We start from the raw sequence: 19,721 nt of genomic DNA, 5'->3' as shown, positions 1-19,721 counted from the left end.
GTTGCAGCTTGATAAGCCCGACTCTGCTAAGATCGGCCGGTCCGTTTTGGGGAAGCCTATGATTTCTCATCTTTATTCTCGCTTTTGTCTGACTATGCCAGCACCAGAAGGTTCCACCGGTCTGCTGGTGGCCTTCAGTGGCGGCCTCGACTCCACCCTGCTGCTGGTGCTGGCGGCGCAGTATGCCCGCGAGCACAGCCTGCCACTTCGCGCCCTGCACGTGCATCACGGCCTCAGTCCCCATGCCGATGAGTGGGTCGCTCATTGTGAAGCCGTGTGTCAGCAATTGGCGGTGGAGCTGCTGGTCGAGCGAGTGACTCTGGCCCGCGGCAATGGCGAGAGTCTGGAGGCGCAGGCCCGCACCGCCCGTTACCAGCGGCTGACCGCCCGGATGCGGGAGGGGGAGTGGCTGCTCACCGCCCACCATCAGGACGATCAGCTGGAGACCCTGCTGCTGGCCCTCAAGCGCGGCGCCGGTCTGCGTGGACTGGCGGGGATCCTGCCAAGCCAGCCCTTTGCTGGCGGCCTGTTGCTGCGGCCGCTGCTCGATATGAGTCGCGCCGAGCTGGCCGATGCGGCGGCTAGCCTCCCCTTTGGCTGGGTGGAGGATGAGAGCAATCAGGATGTGAGCTATGACCGCAACTTTTTGCGCCAGACGCTTATCCCCCAGCTCAAGGCGCGCTGGCCAGCCATGGCCCAGACCGCTGCACGCAGCATGGCCCTGTGCGCCGAGCAGGAGGCGCTGCTGGATGAGCTGGCCGAGAGCGACTGGCTGCTGGCGGGCGAGGGGGAGGCGCTCCATATCGGCCCGCTGCACGCCCTTTCACCCACCCGGCGCAACAACCTGCTGCGCTACTGGATCCGCCGTCAGGGGGGGGAGATGCCATCCCGCGAGCAGCTTGCCCGGCTGTGGCAGGAGGTGGCGTTGGCGCGCGGTGATGCCAATCCCCAGCTCAACTGGGGGCGCCAGAGCTGTCGCCGTTTTCAGGAGCGACTCTATCTGGTGAGCCCTGACCTGCAACCTTGCCATCAGGTATTGCCGCTGACCGTGGGTGAGCCGCTGACCCTGCCGGACGGTTTGGGCGAGCTGGTGGTGAGTATGGCGGAGAGCGGCGAGGGGCTGCTGCGTGCCCCCCGAGCGGATGAGCCCCTCTCGGTGCGTTTTCAGGTAGCGCCCGGGATCCCCCTCAAACCGGTGGGGCGAAGCGGCAGTCGGCGGATGAAGAAGCTGCTGCAGGAGTATGGCGTGCCTTCGTGGCAGCGGGGGCGCATCCCCATCCTCTACTATGGCGAGCAGGCGGCGGCGGCGGTGGGGCTCTTTATCTGCGACGGTTTTATGGCGCAGGGGGCCGGGCTGGTGTGCCACTGGCAGGGTGGCGGTGCCGCCCCCATCATGCCCGAGCAGGATCTTGCCTGAGGTGATCTCGGCGTAACCCCAAAAAAAGAAGCTCCGGTCACATGGCGCGCATGTGCCGGAGCAAAGAAGAGTTCGGGATTATTCGTTAGGGCTGGCCTTGCCGGCTTTTTTGCGGGCGTAGAGGTGACTGTCGGCCGCCTCGTAGAGGCTCGGCACATCGACCCCGGATTGCCAGCTGGCGGCGCCAAGGCTGCATCCGACCGAGAAGGTGCTGAGCTCCTTGTTGGTCATCAACATATGCTGCAGTCGCAGCCAGACCGGGCGCCACGCCTCGGGTTCGGCCGGTTGCAGCAGCAGGGCAAATTCATCTCCCCCGAGCCGGAAGGCTTGATCCGTGCTGCGGATACACCCCTTGAGCAGCTGGGCGAAGCGACTCAGCACCAGATCCCCCACCGGATGGCCCCAGGTGTCATTGATCTGCTTGAAGCGATCGAGATCCAGCAGCACCAGCACCAGACCGTGGGGCTCTCGGCTGTGCTGCTCGATGGCGCGGCCGATGGCCTCGTCAAAGTAGGAGCGGTTGCCAAGGCCGGTCAGGTGATCGAGCCGGACCAGCTGATCCAGTTTTTCCAGCCGCAGATAGAGGGGCAGCAGCAGGCAGAGCAGCTGATGGTATTGCATCAGTACCCGTTGCTGACTGCCGCTCAGCGGATGTTCCAGCTCGTAGTGAAGCTGGCCGAGCAGCTGGCCGTGCTGGCCGCGCAGCTCGAACGGATAGTTGTGCAGGTTGAGGGTGGCCAGCGGCGGGTGCTGGATCAGCACATGGGGCTGGCCACAATCGAGGTAGAGACCGTGGATCCTGACAATTCTTGCCGCACGATCGGCAAAAGTTGTCAGCAGACCGCCGAGATCGCTCTGCCCCAACAACTGCTCGAGCAACTGGTTGCGTTCAACGCTGGGCAACGGCGTGAGCCGCTCCATCTGGCGAACCCACTGCTCGATGCCATGGCTAAAGCCATTAAGTGACGACGTATTTTCCATGGTCTTCCACCTGTAACACCTGACTACTGTCTCCTCTCTGCAATTGGCATGCCCAATATATCTTTCCTGCCCGCCAGATCGGCTGACTAAGCTTAAGTCGATAAAAGGAGAGGAAAATTTGTACACCGACCTGTTGATCCTGCTGTTCGCCGCCGTCCTGCTGGTGGCAACTTTCCGGCGCCTCGGCTTGCCGGTCATTCTCGCCTACCTGATTGCCGGCGTCTTGCTCGGCCCCCACGGGCTGGCGGTGATCACCGGCCAGTCGATCATGCAGACCATTGCCGAGCTCGGGATCGTCTTTCTGATGTTCTCGCTGGGGCTGGAGTTCTCCCTGCCGAAATTGCTGGCGATGCGCCGGTTGGTGCTGGGGGTCGGGATGTTGCAGGTGCTGCTCACGTCACTGCTCTTTTTCGCCATCGGCTGGTGGTGGGGGCTGGGTCTGGCCCAGTCGCTGGTGGTGGCGGGAACGTTGGCTCTCTCCTCCACGGCTGTGGTGATCAAGCAGCTCGGCGAGCAGAAGCAGCTCCATACCCGCCGGGCCCAGCTGGGGGTGAGCGTGCTGCTGTTTCAGGATCTGGCGGTGGTGCCCCTGCTGGTGATGATTCCGATCCTCGCCCAGCCGGAAGTGCAGGGGAGCGCCCTTGCCGCCGAGATCGCCTGGGCCACCCTCAAGGGGCTGTTTGCTCTCTTCACTCTGCTGGCGGTGGGCAAGTGGTTGCTGCCGCTGCTGTTTCACGAGGTGGCGCGGGCCCGCTCCGACGAGTTGTTCGTGCTGAGCGCCCTGCTGGTGGCGCTGCTGGCCGCCTACATGACCCATTCGCTCGGGCTGTCGATGGCGCTGGGGGCATTTCTGGCGGGGATGATGCTGGGGGAGTCTCACTACCGTCATCAGCTTGAGGTAGACATCAAGCCCTTTCGCGATGTGCTGATGGGGCTCTTCTTTATCACCATCGGCATGGCCATGGAGTGGGAGCTGGTGGCGCGGGCTTGGTGGCAGGTGCTGATCTGCGTGGTGCTGCTGGTGCTGTGCAAATCCCTGCTGGTACTGCTGGCCGGGCGGCTGATGGGGGAGCGCAAGCGCGACAGCATGGCCGCCGGCATCATGCTCAGTCAGGTGGGGGAGTTTGGCTTCGTGCTGCTGGCGCTGGCACTGCACCACGGCTTGCTGGATCAACAACTGGTCTCCCTGCTGATCGGCATCGGCATCATCTCCATCGCCATGACCCCCTGGCTGGTGACTCAGGCCCATTCGCTGGCCCGCAGCCTGACCGACCCGGCGCTGCTGACCCGCTCCGAAGTCGCCCAGTCGGGCCTGAGCAAAAACCAGCATGTCATCATCGCCGGGTTTGGCCGGGCCGGGCAGACCTGTGCCCGCTTTCTCAAGATCGAGGAGATCCCCTTTCTGGCCCTCGATCTTGACCCGGAGCGGGTGAGCGAGGCCAAGCTGGCGGGGGAGCAGGTGGCCTTCGGCGATGCCAGCCGCCGCGATATTCTGCTGGCAGCCGGTCTGCTGCGAGCACGGCTGGTGATCATCACCTTCGATGACCGCAAGCGGGTGGAGGCGATGCTGGCACTGATCCGCGAATTGGCGGGGGATCTCAAGGTGCTGGTGCGCACCCGGGATGACAGCTTTCTGGAGCAGTACAAGCAGGCGGGGGCCTTCGAGGTGATCCCTGAATCCCAGGAGGGGGCCCTGATGCTGGTCTCCCACCTGCTGCTCAATTGCGATATCCCCATCGGTCGGGTGATCCGCCGGATGGAGCTGGAGCGCAGCAGTCAGTATCGCTTCCTGCACGGCTTCTACTGGGGGGATCAGAGTGCCAGCAATCTGGAGGCAGATCAGCTGCTTGAACGCCTCCATCCGCTGTTGCTGCACGATCAGGCGTGGGCGGTAGGCCGTGAAGTGCGCGAGCTGCCGCTCGATGAGGTGCGGATCAAGGAGGTGCAGCGTGGCGATCAAAGTCTGGAACCCAGACCCGAGCTGTTGCTGGCGGCCGGTGATCGGCTGATCCTGTTTGGTACCGTGGTGGCAATGGAGCAGGCGGAGCAGCGTTTGCTGGAGGGACGCTGAGTTCCCTCGGACTCATCGGCGCGCCCTTTATTCCCGCTCTTTTGGTAGCCCATCGATATCGAGGAAGGCGACGACCCGCTCCCGCTCCCTCAGGGTGTCCTGATAGCCCAGCTTGATCAGCTGCTGACAATAACCCGGATAGAACATCAAAAAGCTGGCCACTAGACTGCTGGTCTCATCCCCCTTCACGCCCAGCACCCGCAACAGGCGGCGCAACTTTAGCGGTAGTTTGCGCAGGTAGGCCAGTGCGATGGTGTCGAGATCATGACTCGGTTTCAGCACGCAGGTCTCCACCCGTTTCAGCTTGAGGCGATTGCGCTCCCGCTCAGGGATAAGATCCAGAGTCTGGTTGATGCGCCACAGCCGCTCCAGATCGGAGTTGAGGGTGTCGGTAAAGACCGTATCGAGCAGATGGCTGGCGATATTGGAGCTGGTGAGATGGCCGTGATGATGGGTCGGCGCCGAGTGCGCCGGCGGATCCAGGGTGATCAGCAGGATCCGCTCCGCCCCCAGATGGATGGCGGGGCTGAGCGGGCTCAGCTGGTGGATGGAACCGTCGCCGTAGAACTTCTCGCCGATCCGGGTGGCCGGAAAGACAAAGGGGAGCGCCGAGGAGGCGAGCAGGTGCTCCGATGTAAGCACGGTGCGTACCCCGCGCCGTCTGGCTCGCTCCCAAGGATGGTGGTCGGCCCGCCCCTGAAAGAAGGTGGTGGAGAGGCCGTCATCATAATCCGATGCCGTGATGGCCAGCGCCTCCAGACTGCCGTAGAGGATGTTGTCATCGATGCGGTGATAGTCGATGAGTTGATCCAGCAGGCGGTGCAGCGGCGCGTTGTCAAAGAGGTGAAAGGCGTGGTTGGTGTGGGGATTGATCAGCCCCGCTGACCCCTCGTACATCAGCCGCCACAGCAGGCGACCGGGATGAAAATCGAAGATGTGGTGGGTCTCGAAACGGCGCCAGACCCACTCCAGCTTGCGCACCCCCAGATGGAAGCAGGAGGCGTAGCAGGCGAGCGCGGTGACATTGATGGCCCCCGCAGAGGTGCCACACAGGATGGGAAAAGGGATGCCGAGATTGCGCGGGTAGAGCTCCGCAATTGCCTTGAGAGCGCCGACCTGATAGGCGGCGCGAGCACCGCCACCGGTGAGCAACAACGCTGTATTGGGTCTGGCCATATGCTGGCGCCTTATTGTGTTCTGACAAGAATGTTCCCACTGACAAGTTAACTATAAGGCGCTGTATCAAATATAAAAACGGGCGCTTGCCCGTTTTTTTCATGGCCCCATGTCAAAGGGCGCGGTGAGGATTTTCCGGCCGAGCCAGCTGATCGAAGGCGGCGAATACCGGGGCGCTGGCGAGGATGCGACCGTGGCCCAGACCCCGGGTGCTCACCAGCCGGGTATGACCATCCTGACTGGCCCGCAAGGAATCGCCGTGCGGGGCAAACCTGTCCTCCTCGTCGTGCACGATCATCGCCTCGCCGCTGCGACTGGCGAGTCGGCCCAGCGGATCAACCGTGCTCAAGGGGTGCTGGTACTCCTGCTCAATCTCCTTGACCACCGCATCGAACAGCCGGATGGAGTAGCCGGAGCGCGCCACCATGCCGTAGAGCTGGGGCACATAGTCGAGCACCGGCGAAATCAACAGCAGCGGCAGGGTATCGATACCCGCCTGACGGCTGGAGAGGGTGACGGCGCCTCCCATGCTGTGGGCGATGACGCCGTGCAGCGGGCCTACTTCACTGGCCAGCTTGGTCGCCAGCTCGTCGAAGGCGCGTACGAAGCGGGGCAGGTGGCCAGTGTTGCCTGCGCTCTGGCCGTGGGCCGGATGATCGTAGGCAATGGCGGTGAAACCCTGCGCGGCGATATGGCTCATCAGCGGATAGAACTGGCTGGCGCTGCCGGACCAGCCATGCATCAGCAGCCACAGCGGCCCCTGACCGAGCCGATAGCTCATCAATACCCCTTCGCTGGTATGGACGGCCTGCTTCACCAGGCCCGCTGGCTCGTGGGCATTCCGCTGGTTGCGCTGGGGGGTGAGCAGCAACTTGCTGGCGGTGCGCTTGGCATGGGTGGGGGCGAGTCTGTGGTGCAACCGGGTGCCGATCCCCAGCAGCCATTTGCTCGGGCTGAAGCGGCGGGTGTTGAAGTAGATCTTGCTGCTCATGGTCATCCTGTGGTTTTTATGTGCGAACGGTCGTGCTTTTTTGTCGGTTTTTAAAAATTAGTGTTGAACGGATGCCAAAACATCAGCGCCAGCTGGCGAGCAGAGCGTCCACCTCGGGCCAGAAGTGGCGGGTCGGATCCTGACACAGTTCGAGATCGTTGAACACCTGATCCGCCAGATAGAGGCCATAGAGACGGTAAACGGCGCGCCAGGGATCCATCTCCTGTCGCCACTCGCCTGCGGCCTGACCCTGCACTACCTGACGGGCCAGATAGTCGAGCCAGAAGCGCACCAGTTGCCGGGCAGCTTGCTGCACCAGGCTCTTTTGCTCATGGCCATCCTGCGCCGAGGTCCAGGCGTCGAGGAACATGCAGCGTCCGGCGAAGCAGTGGTTCCACGCCTGCCAGGCCCGCAGCAGGGCGATCAGCTTGTCATGCTGGCTTTGGTGCTCCTGCTGGCGTACCGGCTGGATCACCCGCAGCCGGAACACCTCGGCGGCGAACTCCAGCACGGCGATCTGCAGATTGTCGCGGGATTGAAAGTGGGCAAACAGGCCGCTTTTCGACATCTCGCAGGCGCTGGCCAGCGAGCCGATGGTCAGGCTCTCCAGCCCTTGCTGGCTCGCCTGCTCAAAGGCGGTCTGCAAAATGGTTTCCCGGGTCAGGCGCCCCTTGCTCATCACTCTCTCCTCGTTGGCGCTGGCAGCATAAAGTACGATCGTGCTAATTGTCGAGCAACAAATAGCCAGCATGGCTGGCTATGTCGTCTCCCGCGTGTCACTGCGCGCGGGGTTCAGCTCTCCTTGATATCGAGCTGTTGCAGAGCGATAACCGCCTGAGTGCGGTTCTTGACCCCCAGTTTTCTGAAGATGGCGGTGATATGGGCCTTGATGGTGGCCTCGGAGACGTTGAGCTCCCAGGCGATCTGTTTGTTGAGGCTGCCGTCGCGCAGCATGATCAGCACCTTGTACTGCTGGGGGGTGAGGCTGGCCAGCTTGCTGGCGAAATCAGGGCCATCTTCCGATTCAGGATGGAGCGAGATGCCTTCCGGCACCCAGTTATCCCCCCCGATCACCGTATTGAGGGCGTTGACCAGCTCCTTCATCGGTACCGATTTGGGAATGAAGCCGAGCGCCCCGAGCCGCAGCACCTGCTGGATGATGGCCGCATCTTCCGAGGCGGAGACCACCACGATGGGAAGGTCGGGATACTGGCCGCGCAGGTGGGCCAGCCCCTCGAAGCCGTTGGCCCCCGGCATCTTGAGATCGAGCAGCAACAGGTCAACTTCGGGGTGCTCGCCGAGCAGGTTGGTCAGGCTGTCGATGGAGTCCGCTTCCAGCAATTGAGCGTCGTTGATGGCCATGTGCACCGCTTGGTAAAGGGCGCCCCGAAACAGGGGGTGGTCATCTGCGATGACGATGGTAAATTGGCTGTCCATATTTCGGTTAATGGCTCACATTGTTGCTAACTGATTGTTTTGAAAAATCAAACTAGCATCGCTCACCAAGAGGGTCAAACCCGCCGGTGCGCAAATGTGAAGCGACCATCGGATGTTTTGCCATCAGGGCAGACTGGCCGGTCGCAGGCAACGAATGCAGGAGGCAACAGATGGGATCCTTGGTATTGGCGGTGGGCACCGGCTCCACCTGGGCGATGCGGGCGGCACTGGTGCTCGCCATGAGCGGGCTGACGTGGCAGGAGCAGGTGTTCGATCTGGAGGATGCCAAGTCGCTGGCGCGGCTCAAGCGGCTGGCACCGGCCGGTCTGGTGCCCTGGCTCGAACACGACGGCGTGCGGGTTCACGACTCGCTGGCCATCGCCGAATATGTTCACGAGCTCTGTCCCGACCGCCAGCTCTATCCGGTTTTGCTGGCCGAGCGGGCACTGGCTCGCAGCCTCTGCGCCGAGTTGCACGCGGGATTTCGGCAGATCCGTTCTCTGCTCCCCTTCTTTCTTGGGGCGCCAACCCGTATCGATCCGCCGGTGGAGGCGGTCGGTGAGCTGGCCCGTTTGCAGGAGATCTGGTCGCAGGCGCGGGGCCCCTTCTACTTTGGCGAGGCGGGCATTGTCGATTCCTTCTATGCAGTGATGGCCTATCGACTGGCCAGCTACGGCATCCTGTTGCCCGGTCAGGCCGGAGCCTATCAGCAGGCGCTGCTGGCCTGGCCCCTGTGGCAAGAGATGTTGGTCAAGGCGCGGTTGCAGTGACCGGTGGCGGCGCGCCTGTCACAGTGAGCCTTGGTAGATAGATAAACGAAAGAGGGGAGCCAGTGGCTCCCCTCTCTGCTGCTGGTCAATGTGGCTTAAGGGTTACTTCTGCCGACCGGCAAAGACCACCACCACCTTGTCATCCCCCTTCTCCCGCACGAAGGCGTAGGGGGCATCCGAGAGTTTCTGGTGACTGCCTGCCGCAATGGCCGGATGGGCGGCGCGGAACTGGCCCAGTTGCTGCCAGTGCTTGACCAACTCAGCCTTGTCTCCGCTGGCCAGCTCCTGCCAGTTCATGTCCGAGCGCAGCGCCTGATCGAACACCCCGCCATCCTTGGCCAGCCCGCGGCCGGACTCGTCGCCGTAGTAGAGCTGGATACCGCCCGGCAGCAGCATAAAGCTGTTGGCGACCCGGCGCTGTAGCGGCACATCCTGATAGTCGCCAAAGAACAGCTTGGTGTCGTGGGAGCTGATGTAGCTCAACACGTTGAACTCGGGATCCTGATTGATGCGGCTGGCGTAGCTGGCATAGGTGGGCTCGGCGCTGGCCATGCACTGAGCCTGTGACAGTGCGAACTCGCGCTGATAGTCGAAGTTGATCAGGGAATCGAAACCGTTCTGATACCAGAAATCCTTGGCCACCCCGTGATCCCATACCTCACCCACCATGTAGAAGGGCAGATCGTCGAGGGCCTTGTCCGGGTTGTTGGTCTTCCACTCCTTGAGCGCAGCGGTGCCCGCCTGCTTGAGCTTGGCCCACACTTCGGGCTCCAGATGCTTGACGGTGTCGGCGCGGAAGCCGTCGATGCCAAAGCGGCGCACCCAGTCGGTGTGCCAGGCGATGAGATAGTCACTCACGGTAGCGTCGGGCTGCGCCTTGGCGAGGGTATCTTTTTTCGCCGCCAGCAACGGCGGCAGCCCTACCGGTTTGGCCGATTCGGTCAGAAAGTCCGGCAGCCCCGCCACCGAGCCGGTGACATCGTCGGTGCCGGGCTGCGGGTAGCCGGGCAGACCGGCGCGCACCCAGTCACCACTCCACCACTTGTTCCACGCGGGTGATTGATAGTCGATGAACTGGTTGTAGCCATGCCAGTTAAGGCCGCCGCTCGGGCGCCACTGGTTCCAGACGGTCGGCAGTTTGCCGCTGTTCTGGGTCAGTTCGGTGAGCCCCAAATCCTGCAAGTCGGCGAGGGTGGCGTAACCGGCGTGGTTCATCACCACGTCGAGGATGATCCGCATGCCGCGCTTGTGGGCCTCGTCCACCAGGGTTTTCAGGCTCTCTTCATCGCCGTAGTTGGGGTCAATCTTGGTGAAGTCGAGCGCCCAGTAGCCGTGGTAGGCGTAGAAGGGGAAGTTGCCCTGCTCACCACCGCCGATAAAGCCGTGCACCTGCTCCACCATGGGGGTGATCCAGATTGCGTTCATGCCGAGGCTCTTGATGTAGTCGAGCTTCTCGGTCAGCCCCTTGAAGTCGCCGCCGTGCCAGGTGGCCACCTCATCCTGTCCATCCTTCTGGCGGCCGAAGCTGTGGTCGTTGGCGGGGTCGCCGTTGTGGAAGCGATCGGTCAGCAGGAAATAGACGCTCGCCTGATCCCAGCTGAACGGTGCTGGCTTGGCTGCCTTGACCGGTTCGAGCAGCAGCAGGCCGCCGCTCTCTTTACTCGGGGTCAGGGTCAGTTTGCCCTGTTTGACCACCGCCTCCTGTTTCGAGTAAGCATCCCTCAGTCGGGTACCGTCGGGCCAGACCCCTTTCAGGGATACAGTGACCGGGCCACCATCCCAGCTGATGCAGGGCTCTTGTGGTGGCTGGCGCTTGAACTCGCTCTTCTTGGTCGCCCGTAGCACCTTGAGGCTGGGGGTATCCGGGTTGAAGGTGAACTGATACTCCCCGGCCAGCATCACCCGCAGGGTAAAGCTCTGATCCTTGCTGCATTTGTCCATGGGCTGGGCGGTGCCGAAGGGGAGCGGCTTGCTCTCGCTCGGGCCAAAGCTGGTGCCGCAACTGTTTCCTGCGTCGCTTATGCGGATCTGGTGGCTCCCCTTGGCAAGGGGATGGGTCAGCTCCACCGTGCCCTTGTCCAGCACGATCGGGGTCGCCACCGGTTGACCATCCACATAGAGGCGAACCTCGGGGGCGGCCATCGCCTGTTGGGTGAACAGAGGGGCGGCCAGCAGGGCAAGCCAGAGGGGGGATAAGTGATGAGCACGACGCATAAGCCATTCCTTGAGCAGGGCAGTTCGGACAAGGGCCCATTCTAGGAGCAGCAAAGCGCGCCTTGGATCGGCAAAATGCCGATTTGTGACTTCAGTTCAAATGGTTACGTTTTCAAGCCGAGGAAAGTGTGACGGAGAGGAGATGGGAGGCTCTGTCGATAAAAATAGCGGCCATAAAAAAATGCCGGTCAGGTGACCGGCATTTGGTGTATCAGGCATCGTCGTCACATCAGACGGTGAAGAACTTGAAGTTGACGAAGGCCACCGCGATGAAGGAGGCAACCATGCCGCTGATGCAGAGCACAGCAGGGCGGATGGCGGGCCAGCGATGGGTCAGCAGAATGATGGCCAGCAGGGTCGGGTAGAGCCCGAACATGTAGCGTGGCATGGCGTTGAGGCCGGTCATCAGCGGGATGGTGCAGCAGATGAACATCAGGGTCGCTTCCGCCCAGCGCTTCTGGCTGAACAGGTAACCGTTCAGGCACCAGCCGAAGATCACCATGATGGAGAGGTAAGCCTTGCGGCCGCCCAGCTCGAAACCGCTCAGCCACCAGTCCAGCGGGCTGTCCATGTAGCGACCCCAGGCCACCTGAATGTGCTTGAAGGCAAAGGCATCGCCGGTCAGATGATAGAGGTAGACCATGTAGGCGAACAGGCCAAACGGGATCATCCAGAGGGTGAACACCACCTTGAAGGCGCGCTCAGTAAAGCGGAAAAATTCCCGCCAGCCGTAAGCTTGCAGCGCCAGGATCAGCACCGGGAAGACCATCATCACCCCCAGGTTGCGGGTGGCGGAGATACAGACCCCCAGCACGGCCACCATCAGCCACTGCTCCCGATAGGCGAACAGGAACATCCCCAGCATCAGCGCCATAAAGGTCGACTCGGTATAACCGGAGACGAAGTAGGCGGAGAAGGGGGAGAAGGCGAGCAGCCAGACGCCGAAGCGGGCGGTATCATCCCCCATCTTGAGCTGCCGCAACACCAGCAGCATCAGCGGCAGGCTGGCGAAGAAGGAGATATTGGTAACAATGATGAGGCCGATCAGGCTCTCGACATTGAACAGGTTGGAGATGGCACCGGAGACCATCGGATAGAGCGGCATAAAGGCCCAGTTGGCCGCATTGCCCTTGCTCAGCCAGCGCGGGTAGAGGTCGTAGCCGTTCTCGATAATGCGCTGGAACCAGACGCAGTCAAACTGACAATAGGCCTGCAGCGGGCCAATGTCGGGGGAGCCATAGAGCTGGACCCCGAAGTAGCCCATGCCATACAGCGCCACCCGGCTCAGCATGAAGGCGGCGATGATCATCAGCCAGTCACGGCCGCTGATGCGCAGTGACGGGCGATAGGGGAGTGCAGCCCCGGTTAGCGGGGCAGTATTGGTCATATCATTCATCAGGCAAAAACCCAGACGCGAGAAAGAACGTAAGTGAGGACGGTAACGGTCAGGGTGGCGATGACCACCGGCAGCAGACCGGAGAGCCCCGCAAACAGCAGGCCGCTCAGGATCAGGTTACGCACCGCCAGCGAGAAGAGGGCGACCAGCAGAAACTTGCTGGCGGCTCCCTGCTTCTGGAAGGTGATGTAGCGGTGACCAAAGAAGGAGAACCAGAACGCGATGGCAAAAGCCAACGTGGTAACCAGGTGCTCCGAGATGGTGGGCCAGGTATGAAACAGTGCGATGGAGGTGCCAAGGTCGACGAGGGTAGCCCCCCCGCCGACAAAACCGAAACGTACCAGCCGCCAGAATTCCTCGCGGGAGATCATTGAGGCGCCTGCTCCTGCTGCTCTTGCGGGTTGCTGTCAGCGCTCTGCGGTTTGGCCGCATCCTGCTTGGCATACTGGCCATAGACCCCTTCAATGAGGTAGACCGGGCGCTGTTTCACTTCCACGAACATGCGGCCGATGTACTCGCCGATGATGCCGAGGGACAGCAGCTGGATACCGCCGAGGAACAGCACTACGGACATCAGGGAGGCGTAACCGGGCACGTCGATGCCGAAGAAGATCACCTGGGTGATGATTTTCAGGATATAGAGGAAGGCCACCAGCGAGACGCTGACACCCACATAGCTCCAGACCCGCAGCGGCCAGCTGGAGAAGCTGAGCAGGCCGTCGAGGGCGAAGTTCCACAGTTTCCAGTAGTTGAATTTGGTTTCACCGGCGTGACGGGCCGGGCGCTCGTAGGGGACGCCAACGGCACGGAAACCGGCCCAGGCAAACAGCCCCTTCATAAAGCGGTTGCGCTCGGGCAGCAGCTTGATCGCCTCGACCACGCGACGGTCGATCAGGCGGAAGTCACCGGCGTTCTCCGGCAGCTTGGTGCTGGTGGAGAGGGCGTTGAAGAAGCGGTAGAAGCCACCGGCAGTCAGGCGCTTCATCGGGGTATCGGCGCTGCGATCGACGCGGATGCCGTAGACGGTGTCATAGTCACCGGTCTGCCACAGTTTGACGAACTCCAGGATCAGGGCGGGCGGGTCTTGCAGATCCACGTCCATCGGCACGATGGCATCCCCTTTGGCCTGATGCAGACCGGCGGTCAAGGCCGCTTCTTTACCGAAGTTGCGTGCCAGGTTGACCAGGGTCACGCGCGGATCGCGGGCGATGGCCTGCTCGACCACTTCACGGGTGCGGTCACGGCTGCCATCGTTGACGAATACAATTTCAAGCTGGTCTTTCAGCGGGGCCAGTTCGTTGTCTATCGCGTTGATGAAGGCATCGATGCTCTCTTCCTCGTTGTAAACGGGAACGACCAGAGAGAGTCGAAAATCTGGATGCGACATAAGAACGTCCTTATTTGGGATAGTTGTTTTTATAAAATGGTATTCGGGGCAAGGATCACTGGGCTACGGTCAAACGTACCGACTGCACATTGATGGGAGTAGGTGCCGAGAGCGCCAAAAAATTGGGGCGCTTGGGATCTGCCGTGAGCGAGTCGCCGGGCAGACTGAGGCGGATTTCGTTGATACCCGCTTTGGCCAGTTTCACCGTGGTGGTGAAGTCGTGACCCAGCGCCACTTTCAACAGGGCACCGGCTTCCGGACTATTGATGCGGGCCTGTACGGTAAGCTGATCCGGATTGGCTGCCTGCTTGGGCAGCACAAAGTAGAGACCGCCCTGACCGCTGAGCAGTGTACCTTCGTCGCTCGGCTTCTTGGCCCAGCCTTCGCTGGAGAGAAAGCGGCTCGGCTTGGTCAGATTGAGCTCGTTACCCGGCTGATAGGTCATGCTGGAGTTGTGTTCCCAGAAGCGGGTCTTGCCTTCCAGATAATAGAGTTTGTAGGCCAGGCTCACGTTGGGGTGAGCAGCCAGATAGAGGGTGTAAAGATAAAAACCGCTTAACGCCAGAATGGCAGTCAAAAAACCGAACTTTTTGTACGTCATATCACTCTCTATGCCTGACAGAATGGGTAGGCCGATGTCGCGCATATGCTAATCCAATTGCAAAAAAAGCATAGTGGATCACAAAAAAAAATTTGGTCACATATTAACCCCTTTTTACCCCTGTTCCAAACGTTGCTGTTTCCCGGTTAAACAGGTCTGGCGGGGCGCCGGTTGCCAGTGGCGCTCCGGCAAGGTATTTGGCAAATAGAAGCGCTTTGCTGCGTCATTTTCTAGCGGATGCGATAGTCATCTGGCCTCTATCGCCATTTTGCAGGGGGCGATTTATGATGACTCACTTATTCGTCAAGGATGACATATGAAGTGGATCTCTTGCTGTCTGTTGCTTGGATTATGGGCGCCAATGGCATTGGCCAGGGCCTTGTGTCCCGAGCCTATTCAGGTCGGTTACGATAACTGGCCCCCTTACCATTATTACGAAGCCGATTCACCGCAAGAGGTGCGCGGTTATGCCGCAGAGGTGCTGACGGCTGTGCTCACTTCCATGCACTGCAAGGTCCACTATGTGGAGCTGCCCTGGAAGCGGGTACTGCACGAGATGGAGTATGGCGAGATAGACATGGCGATGGAGGCGAATATCAATGATGAGCGCGCCCGTTATGCCTGGTTTTCCGACTCCTACAATCCGGGTCGCACCTTGCTGTGGATCCGCAAGGGCAGCCACTACCCCGAGCAGGATCTGGCGAGCTGGCTGGCCAGTGGTTACTCCCTCGGCGTTACCAAAGAGTACTTCTATGGTGAGGAAGTGATGTCGCTGCTCGCTCGCTATGCCAAACAGGTGAGTGCGGTGAGCGACCAGCAAAATTTTGAGAAGCTGGCCCGCGGGCGGATCGACGGTTTCCTTGGTGACATGCTGGCTACCCCCAGCGCCCTTAACAAGGAGGGGATGAGCGGTCTGTTCACCAGTCACCCCATGGTGGTATCTGAATCGCCAAGCTTCTTTATGTTGGGCAAGCGCAGCGTTTCGCCGCAGTTCTTGCAACAATTCAATCAGGCGTTGGCGCGGTTCAAGGAGACAGATGCGTATGACATTATCTGGCAGCGTTATGCCCCCGGGCGCTAGCAAAGTATTGGCCGTTCACGCATCATGAGCGGCCTGAGCATCGGGTCTGCTTGTCAGGCCTGACAGAGTGAACAAACCGTTTTGAGGTACCCATGGGGATGAAGTATTGGCTGGCCCTTGCCAATCTGGTGTGGCTGGGATGTTTGCCCGCTGGCGCGGTACATGCAACCGAAGCACAAGTTGTGGTGGCGGCCAGTAAAACCGGACACGACTGGTATCAGGGCAGTCAGGCCGAACAGGCCCGTGTCGAGCTGGAGCAGCAGTTGCAAGAGGCTGTGCTAGCCCAGCTGCACCCCGATTTTTTCACGCAGTGGAAGCGTCTGCAGGCCACCCCTGCAGACAAGCGTGGTGCCATCTATGACGACATTTTTACCAAGCTGAGCCGTTTCCAGCACGCCTGGCGGGGGATGGATCTGGTCTCGCGCGAGCAGATGAAGACCCTCAAGCTCGATTTGAACCGCCCTGTAGTGACCCAACCCAGCGATGATGACCTGCTCACCCAGGTGAAATCCCTACGCCCCCAGGTGGCGGAATACGAGGCGGTGCGGGCCAAAGTGCACAAACTGCTGGCAATGCCGATGGCCAGCAAGTGGCCAACCCTCGATATGCCGACCCTGCGTGCCGGAGAGAGCTCAGCCGAGCTTGGCCAAATCCGCGCCATGCTCAACGAGCTGGGCGACAGCGCCCCGAGCCATGGTGATCAGATTTACGATGGTGATACCGAGCAGGCCATCAAGCAGTTCCAGCGTCGTCACGGTCTCACCGCGGACGGCATTATCGGTCGTCAGACCCGCTCCTGGCTCAATACCGGCCCGCAAGTGCGCGCCAGTCTGTTGTTGCGTAACCTGTGGCGTCGCGATCTGGTGGATCAACTCGCCAGTGGCCGCTACGTGCTGGTCAATATTCCCGACTACCGTCTGAGCGTGGTGGAGTCCGGCAACGAGGTGTTTACCAGCCGGGTCATCGTCGGCAAGGAGCAGCGCGCCACCCCCATTCTGGCCAGCGAAATTCGCTCCATCGTGCTCAACCCCTCCTGGCATGTGCCGCGCTCGATCCTGAGCAAGGACATCCTACCCAAGCTGGGTCGCGATCCCGCCTATCTGAGTCGCGAGCAGTTCGAGGTGATCGACAGCGAGGGCAATCCGGTGCAGTTCACCGAAGAGGGGTGGCATCAGGCGCTGGCCGCCGGTTTCCCCTATCGCCTGCGGCAAAAGCCGGGGGATCATAATGCGCTGGGACGCTACAAGTTCTACCTGCCCAACAATGATGCCATCTATCTGCACTCCACCCCGCGCAAGGCGCTGTTCGAGCAGGGGGCGCGCGCCTTCAGTTCGGGCTGCATCCGGGTGGAACATGCGGACGATCTGGCCGAGCTGTTGTTGGCGGACTCCCGCTATCAGCCGGACAAGGTGGCCAATATCCTCAAGGAGAGCCAGACCAAATGGTTGCCGCTCACCACGCCGATCCCGGTCTTTACCGTCTACTGGAGCAGCTGGATCGACGAAAATGGTCGCCAGCAACTGCGTAACGACATCTACGGATTTGATCGGGTCAGCTTCCAGAGCCGCCTGCTGTGATCCCTGCCACAGAGTGAAAAGCCCGGCCTGTGCCGGGCTTTTCTATGGGCGATTGAGGTTTGACAGGGCCCCCCGCCGGAGGGTAGTTTCAAGCGCCTGTATCACATTCAATCAGTGATCTTATTCAACTATTTTCGCTTGAATCTGCGATGGACGAACCCCTTATGCTGGAACAAGAGATAAGTCGACGTCGCCTGTTGCTGGGAGCCGGTTGCCTGCTGGGCAGCTCGCTGATCTCCTTCCCTGCACTGGCCAGCCGCAGTACCACCGGGCGTGAACTCAGTTTCTTCAATCTCAATACCGGCGAGCGGGTGCGCGCCAGCTATTGGGAAAATGGCCACTATCTGAGTGACGGGTTGGCCGAGCTCAACCACATCTTCCGCGATTACCGGCGCAATGAAGTGTTCAACATCGACAAGAAGCTGTTTGATCAACTGTTTCTGTTGCAGCACAAGCTGGGTCGGCGCAGTGAAATTCAGCTGATCTCCGGCTATCGCGCCCCGGCAACCAATCGTCAGAAGCGCCACAAGAGCCGCGGCGTGGCCAAGCACAGCTACCACACCCTGGGGCAGGCGGTGGATGTGCGGATCCCCGGCGTACAGCTGGCCCATCTGCGCAAGGCGGCGCTCCAGCTCAAGGTGGGTGGGGTCGGTTATTATCCCCGTGATAACTTCGTTCACCTCGATACCGGCCCGGTGCGCAGCTGGTAAAGGGGTTGGCAAGCTGCCAAGCTCTTCCCACCAGAGAGGAGATAGCGATGAAAAAGATAGTGATTGGCGGCCTGATCGCCCTGTTGTTGACCGGTTGCAGCAAGCTCAACCGTGAAAATTACGACCAGTTGAAGATGGGGATGAGTTACGCCGAGGCCAGCACCATTCTGGGCAAGGCGGAGCGTTGTGATGATGCCTTGGGCACCACCAGCTGCCTCTGGGGCGGGGAAGGGAAGAACATCAAGATCCGCTTTATCGCCGACAAGGCGACCTTCTTCAGCTCGGAAGGGATTAACTGAGTCGCAGAACGTCCATGAAAAAAGCGCCACTCGGGCGCTTTTTTGTTGCTCGTAATCCAACCCGCCTCGCCAGAAGCTGGCGTACTCAGTGGGTCGCGTACTGGTAGTTGAAGGTGGGCAGACCCCACTTGAAGCGTACCGCCAGCAGCCGCAGCACAAAGCCGATCCCGATGGAACCGAACGCTGCCCAGTTGGTGGGCAAGCCCTGATCCAGCGCCAGACAGTAGAGGGCTGCGGTGATCAGCGAAATGGCTGCATAGAGCTCGCGACGAAACACCAGCGGAATTCGCTGACAGAGCAGATCCCGCAGCACACCGCCAAAGACTCCGGTCACCACCGCCATGATGCAGGCAATACCGGCGCCGTGGCCCATATCCAGCGCCCGGGCCGCACCGAAGATGGAGAAGACCACCAGTCCCAGGGCATCGAGGGCCATGAACAGCTTGCCGAGGTAGCGCATCAGGGGGGCGGAGACCACACCCGCCATCGCGGCTGCGGCAACCAGCAGCACGTATTCCGGATGCTCAATCCAGAGCAGCGGATAGTGGCCGAGCAGCACATCGCGGATGGTGCCACCACCGATGGCCGTCGCCGAGGCGATGATCACCACACCAAACAGATCCATCCGTCGCCGACCCGCGGCCAGCGCGCCGGTCATCCCTTCGGCCACCAGGCCAACCAAGAAGAGTGCATGTAACATGAGATATCCCAGGGAATGAGAAAGGCCAGAATCCTACCAACTCGTGTCATATGGGACAAGCTATCGAATGCATGCATTAATTTAATTCATGCTAAATACGGAAAAGGCACCGTTTCGGGTGCCTTTTTCTAATCAATGTTCAAGGGTTAGCGCCCCAACTGCTCCTGCCGGTAGTGATCGACCCACATGGCGGTGGCGCCACAGATGGCGACCGGCATCACGAAGAGGTTCACCACCGGAATGGCGGAGAAGAGGGTCACCAAAGCGCCGAAGCTGAGGCACTTGCCGCGGCGCTGCTTCAAGGCATCGCGCATGGTGATGAAGTCGATCTTGTGGTTGTCGAACGGATAATCCACATACTGGATCGCCATCATCCAGGCGCTGAACAGGAACCAGAGCACAGGCGCCAGGGTCTGGCCCACCACCGGGATCAGGAACAGGATCAGGCAGCCGATGGCCTTGGGCAGATAATACTTCAGCTTGGTCCATTCGCGGCCGAAGGTGCGTGGCACATCCTTGACGATATCCAGCATGCCGCTGTCATTGGCGGGCTGACCGGTGAGGATCTGCTCCACCTTCTCCGCCAGCAGGCCGTTGAAGGGGGCGGCTACCCAGTTGGCAACCGAGCTGAAGATAAAGGAGAAGACCACCAGTATGGTGATGAGGGCGATGGGCCAGAGCAGGTAGTCCAGCCAGTCGAGCCAGGCGGGGATCTGCTGGTGGAGCCAGGCGAACAGGCCGTCCAGTTGCAGCAGCAGGGCATAGAAGGCCCCGGCAAACAGCACGAAGTTGACCAGCAGGGGGATCAGCACAAAGGTGCGGATGCCCGGTTGGCGAATGAGGGAAAATCCGCGCAGAAAGTAGTCTGCACCGCTGATTGAATCTTTGACCATATGGGGTGATTGGCTCATGT

The 19,721-nt window shown here is 60.8% G+C and carries 19 protein-coding genes; 7 read left to right on the top strand and 12 right to left on the bottom strand.

Annotated elements, in window-relative coordinates; translation table 11 throughout:
• Positions 1-58 precede the first annotated feature (58 nt).
• Positions 59-1,417 carry a tRNA lysidine(34) synthetase TilS gene (tilS, locus tag ACTG2U_RS07445; protein ID WP_439974302.1) on the top strand — a complete coding sequence of 453 codons (1,359 nt, stop codon included), beginning with the start codon at positions 59-61 and terminating at the stop codon, positions 1,415-1,417.
• A 78-nt stretch (positions 1,418-1,495) separates the two neighbouring features.
• On the opposite strand, the gene ACTG2U_RS07440 is transcribed toward tilS, so the two are convergent.
• The gene (locus ACTG2U_RS07440) at positions 1,496-2,398 is read right to left on the bottom strand and encodes a GGDEF domain-containing protein (RefSeq protein ID WP_005347848.1); all 903 of its coding nucleotides are present in this window, start codon (positions 2,396-2,398) and stop codon (positions 1,496-1,498) included.
• A gap of 118 nt (positions 2,399-2,516) precedes the next feature.
• Between ACTG2U_RS07440 and ACTG2U_RS07435 the strand changes: the two genes are divergently transcribed.
• A complete protein-coding gene (locus ACTG2U_RS07435; RefSeq protein ID WP_439974301.1) occupies positions 2,517-4,469 on the top strand; it encodes a cation:proton antiporter domain-containing protein in 1,953 nt (650 codons plus the stop codon).
• Between the two features lie 27 nt (positions 4,470-4,496).
• Here ACTG2U_RS07435 and ACTG2U_RS07430 read toward each other — a convergent pair whose 3' ends face one another.
• The 4 genes from ACTG2U_RS07430 to ACTG2U_RS07415 form a co-directional block, all read right to left on the bottom strand.
• The gene (locus ACTG2U_RS07430; RefSeq protein WP_439974300.1) at positions 4,497-5,645 is read right to left on the bottom strand and encodes a patatin-like phospholipase family protein; all 1,149 of its coding nucleotides are present in this window, start codon (positions 5,643-5,645) and stop codon (positions 4,497-4,499) included.
• A 112-nt stretch (positions 5,646-5,757) separates the two neighbouring features.
• Entirely contained in the window at positions 5,758-6,636 is an 879-nt protein-coding gene (locus tag ACTG2U_RS07425) for an alpha/beta hydrolase (RefSeq protein ID WP_439974299.1), read from the bottom strand.
• Positions 6,637-6,718: 82 nt separating this feature from the next.
• Positions 6,719-7,315, bottom strand: coding sequence for a TetR/AcrR family transcriptional regulator (locus ACTG2U_RS07420; protein ID WP_439974298.1), 597 nt, complete (start codon positions 7,313-7,315; stop codon positions 6,719-6,721).
• 113 nt (positions 7,316-7,428) lie between these two features.
• On the bottom strand, positions 7,429-8,073 hold the full coding sequence (locus ACTG2U_RS07415) for a response regulator (protein WP_076492859.1): 645 nt from the start codon (positions 8,071-8,073) through the stop codon (positions 7,429-7,431).
• Positions 8,074-8,243: 170 nt separating this feature from the next.
• Here ACTG2U_RS07415 and ACTG2U_RS07410 point away from each other — a divergent pair, with 170 nt between their 5' ends.
• Positions 8,244-8,843 (top strand): glutathione S-transferase, encoded by a 600-nt coding sequence (locus ACTG2U_RS07410; RefSeq protein WP_439974297.1) that lies wholly within the window; start codon positions 8,244-8,246, stop codon positions 8,841-8,843.
• 102 nt (positions 8,844-8,945) lie between these two features.
• Here the strand turns inward: ACTG2U_RS07410 and ACTG2U_RS07405 are convergent, their stop codons facing one another.
• The 5 genes from ACTG2U_RS07405 to ACTG2U_RS07385 form a co-directional block, all read right to left on the bottom strand.
• Positions 8,946-11,057 carry an alpha-amylase gene (locus ACTG2U_RS07405; RefSeq protein WP_439974296.1) on the bottom strand — a complete coding sequence of 704 codons (2,112 nt, stop codon included), beginning with the start codon at positions 11,055-11,057 and terminating at the stop codon, positions 8,946-8,948.
• Positions 11,058-11,286: 229 nt separating this feature from the next.
• Positions 11,287-12,453: a hypothetical protein gene (locus ACTG2U_RS07400; protein ID WP_439974295.1), complete on the bottom strand. Its 1,167-nt coding sequence runs from the start codon at positions 12,451-12,453 to the stop codon at positions 11,287-11,289.
• Entirely contained in the window at positions 12,453-12,824 is a 372-nt protein-coding gene (locus tag ACTG2U_RS07395) for a GtrA family protein (RefSeq protein ID WP_005338463.1), read from the bottom strand. The genes ACTG2U_RS07400 and ACTG2U_RS07395 overlap by 1 nt, the downstream gene beginning before the upstream one ends.
• Entirely contained in the window at positions 12,821-13,840 is a 1,020-nt protein-coding gene (locus tag ACTG2U_RS07390) for a glycosyltransferase family 2 protein (RefSeq protein WP_058056731.1), read from the bottom strand. The genes ACTG2U_RS07395 and ACTG2U_RS07390 overlap by 4 nt, the downstream gene beginning before the upstream one ends.
• 55 nt (positions 13,841-13,895) lie before the next feature.
• Positions 13,896-14,441 carry a hypothetical protein gene (locus ACTG2U_RS07385; RefSeq protein WP_041202288.1) on the bottom strand — a complete coding sequence of 182 codons (546 nt, stop codon included), beginning with the start codon at positions 14,439-14,441 and terminating at the stop codon, positions 13,896-13,898.
• A 316-nt stretch (positions 14,442-14,757) separates the two neighbouring features.
• Between ACTG2U_RS07385 and ACTG2U_RS07380 the strand changes: the two genes are divergently transcribed.
• The 4 genes from ACTG2U_RS07380 (at position 14,758) to ACTG2U_RS07365 (ending at position 18,108) form a co-directional block, all read left to right on the top strand.
• Positions 14,758-15,522: a substrate-binding periplasmic protein gene (locus tag ACTG2U_RS07380; RefSeq protein WP_439974294.1), complete on the top strand. Its 765-nt coding sequence runs from the start codon at positions 14,758-14,760 to the stop codon at positions 15,520-15,522.
• A 92-nt stretch (positions 15,523-15,614) separates the two neighbouring features.
• Positions 15,615-17,099, top strand: a complete 1,485-nt coding sequence (locus ACTG2U_RS07375) for a L,D-transpeptidase family protein (protein ID WP_042079849.1) — start codon at positions 15,615-15,617, stop codon at positions 17,097-17,099.
• 164 nt (positions 17,100-17,263) lie between these two features.
• Positions 17,264-17,809 (top strand): DUF882 domain-containing protein, encoded by a 546-nt coding sequence (locus ACTG2U_RS07370; RefSeq protein WP_005338458.1) that lies wholly within the window; start codon positions 17,264-17,266, stop codon positions 17,807-17,809.
• Between the two features lie 47 nt (positions 17,810-17,856).
• The gene (locus ACTG2U_RS07365; RefSeq protein ID WP_005338457.1) at positions 17,857-18,108 is read left to right on the top strand and encodes a lipoprotein; all 252 of its coding nucleotides are present in this window, start codon (positions 17,857-17,859) and stop codon (positions 18,106-18,108) included.
• An 85-nt stretch (positions 18,109-18,193) separates the two neighbouring features.
• Here the strand turns inward: ACTG2U_RS07365 and ACTG2U_RS07360 are convergent, their stop codons facing one another.
• Both ACTG2U_RS07360 and cysZ read right to left on the bottom strand, forming a co-directional pair.
• Positions 18,194-18,808: a trimeric intracellular cation channel family protein gene (locus ACTG2U_RS07360; RefSeq protein WP_005338456.1), complete on the bottom strand. Its 615-nt coding sequence runs from the start codon at positions 18,806-18,808 to the stop codon at positions 18,194-18,196.
• Between the two features lie 146 nt (positions 18,809-18,954).
• Positions 18,955-19,719 (bottom strand): sulfate transporter CysZ, encoded by a 765-nt coding sequence (cysZ, locus tag ACTG2U_RS07355; protein ID WP_005338455.1) that lies wholly within the window; start codon positions 19,717-19,719, stop codon positions 18,955-18,957.
• Positions 19,720-19,721: the final 2 nt, after the last annotated feature.

It is taken from the genome of Aeromonas sp. 95A, assembly GCF_051919235.1.
Taxonomy (GTDB): Bacteria; Pseudomonadota; Gammaproteobacteria; order Enterobacterales; family Aeromonadaceae; genus Aeromonas; species Aeromonas veronii.
Note: the sequence above shows the minus strand (reverse complement) of the source record. Positions and strands in the feature narration are given on the sequence as shown.

What these genes read in the sequence shown, in the direction of transcription:
- ACTG2U_RS07430 (WP_439974300.1), bottom strand. Translation starts at nt 5,645, where the DNA reads ATGGCCAGACCCAATACAGCGTTGTTGCTCACCGGTGGCGGTGCTCGC.
- ACTG2U_RS07360 (WP_005338456.1), bottom strand. Translation starts at nt 18,808, where the DNA reads ATGTTACATGCACTCTTCTTGGTTGGCCTGGTGGCCGAAGGGATGACC.
- ACTG2U_RS07375 (WP_042079849.1), top strand. Translation starts at nt 15,615, where the DNA reads ATGGGGATGAAGTATTGGCTGGCCCTTGCCAATCTGGTGTGGCTGGGA.
- ACTG2U_RS07380 (WP_439974294.1), top strand. Translation starts at nt 14,758, where the DNA reads ATGAAGTGGATCTCTTGCTGTCTGTTGCTTGGATTATGGGCGCCAATG.
- tilS (WP_439974302.1), top strand. Translation starts at nt 59, where the DNA reads ATGATTTCTCATCTTTATTCTCGCTTTTGTCTGACTATGCCAGCACCA.
- ACTG2U_RS07410 (WP_439974297.1), top strand. Translation starts at nt 8,244, where the DNA reads ATGGGATCCTTGGTATTGGCGGTGGGCACCGGCTCCACCTGGGCGATG.
- ACTG2U_RS07420 (WP_439974298.1), bottom strand. Translation starts at nt 7,315, where the DNA reads ATGAGCAAGGGGCGCCTGACCCGGGAAACCATTTTGCAGACCGCCTTT.
- ACTG2U_RS07365 (WP_005338457.1), top strand. Translation starts at nt 17,857, where the DNA reads ATGAAAAAGATAGTGATTGGCGGCCTGATCGCCCTGTTGTTGACCGGT.
- ACTG2U_RS07395 (WP_005338463.1), bottom strand. Translation starts at nt 12,824, where the DNA reads ATGATCTCCCGCGAGGAATTCTGGCGGCTGGTACGTTTCGGTTTTGTC.
- ACTG2U_RS07370 (WP_005338458.1), top strand. Translation starts at nt 17,264, where the DNA reads ATGCTGGAACAAGAGATAAGTCGACGTCGCCTGTTGCTGGGAGCCGGT.
- ACTG2U_RS07390 (WP_058056731.1), bottom strand. Translation starts at nt 13,840, where the DNA reads ATGTCGCATCCAGATTTTCGACTCTCTCTGGTCGTTCCCGTTTACAAC.
- ACTG2U_RS07385 (WP_041202288.1), bottom strand. Translation starts at nt 14,441, where the DNA reads ATGACGTACAAAAAGTTCGGTTTTTTGACTGCCATTCTGGCGTTAAGC.
- ACTG2U_RS07440 (WP_005347848.1), bottom strand. Translation starts at nt 2,398, where the DNA reads ATGGAAAATACGTCGTCACTTAATGGCTTTAGCCATGGCATCGAGCAG.
- cysZ (WP_005338455.1), bottom strand. Translation starts at nt 19,719, where the DNA reads ATGAGCCAATCACCCCATATGGTCAAAGATTCAATCAGCGGTGCAGAC.
- ACTG2U_RS07425 (WP_439974299.1), bottom strand. Translation starts at nt 6,636, where the DNA reads ATGAGCAGCAAGATCTACTTCAACACCCGCCGCTTCAGCCCGAGCAAA.
- ACTG2U_RS07400 (WP_439974295.1), bottom strand. Translation starts at nt 12,453, where the DNA reads ATGAATGATATGACCAATACTGCCCCGCTAACCGGGGCTGCACTCCCC.
- ACTG2U_RS07415 (WP_076492859.1), bottom strand. Translation starts at nt 8,073, where the DNA reads ATGGACAGCCAATTTACCATCGTCATCGCAGATGACCACCCCCTGTTT.
- ACTG2U_RS07405 (WP_439974296.1), bottom strand. Translation starts at nt 11,057, where the DNA reads ATGCGTCGTGCTCATCACTTATCCCCCCTCTGGCTTGCCCTGCTGGCC.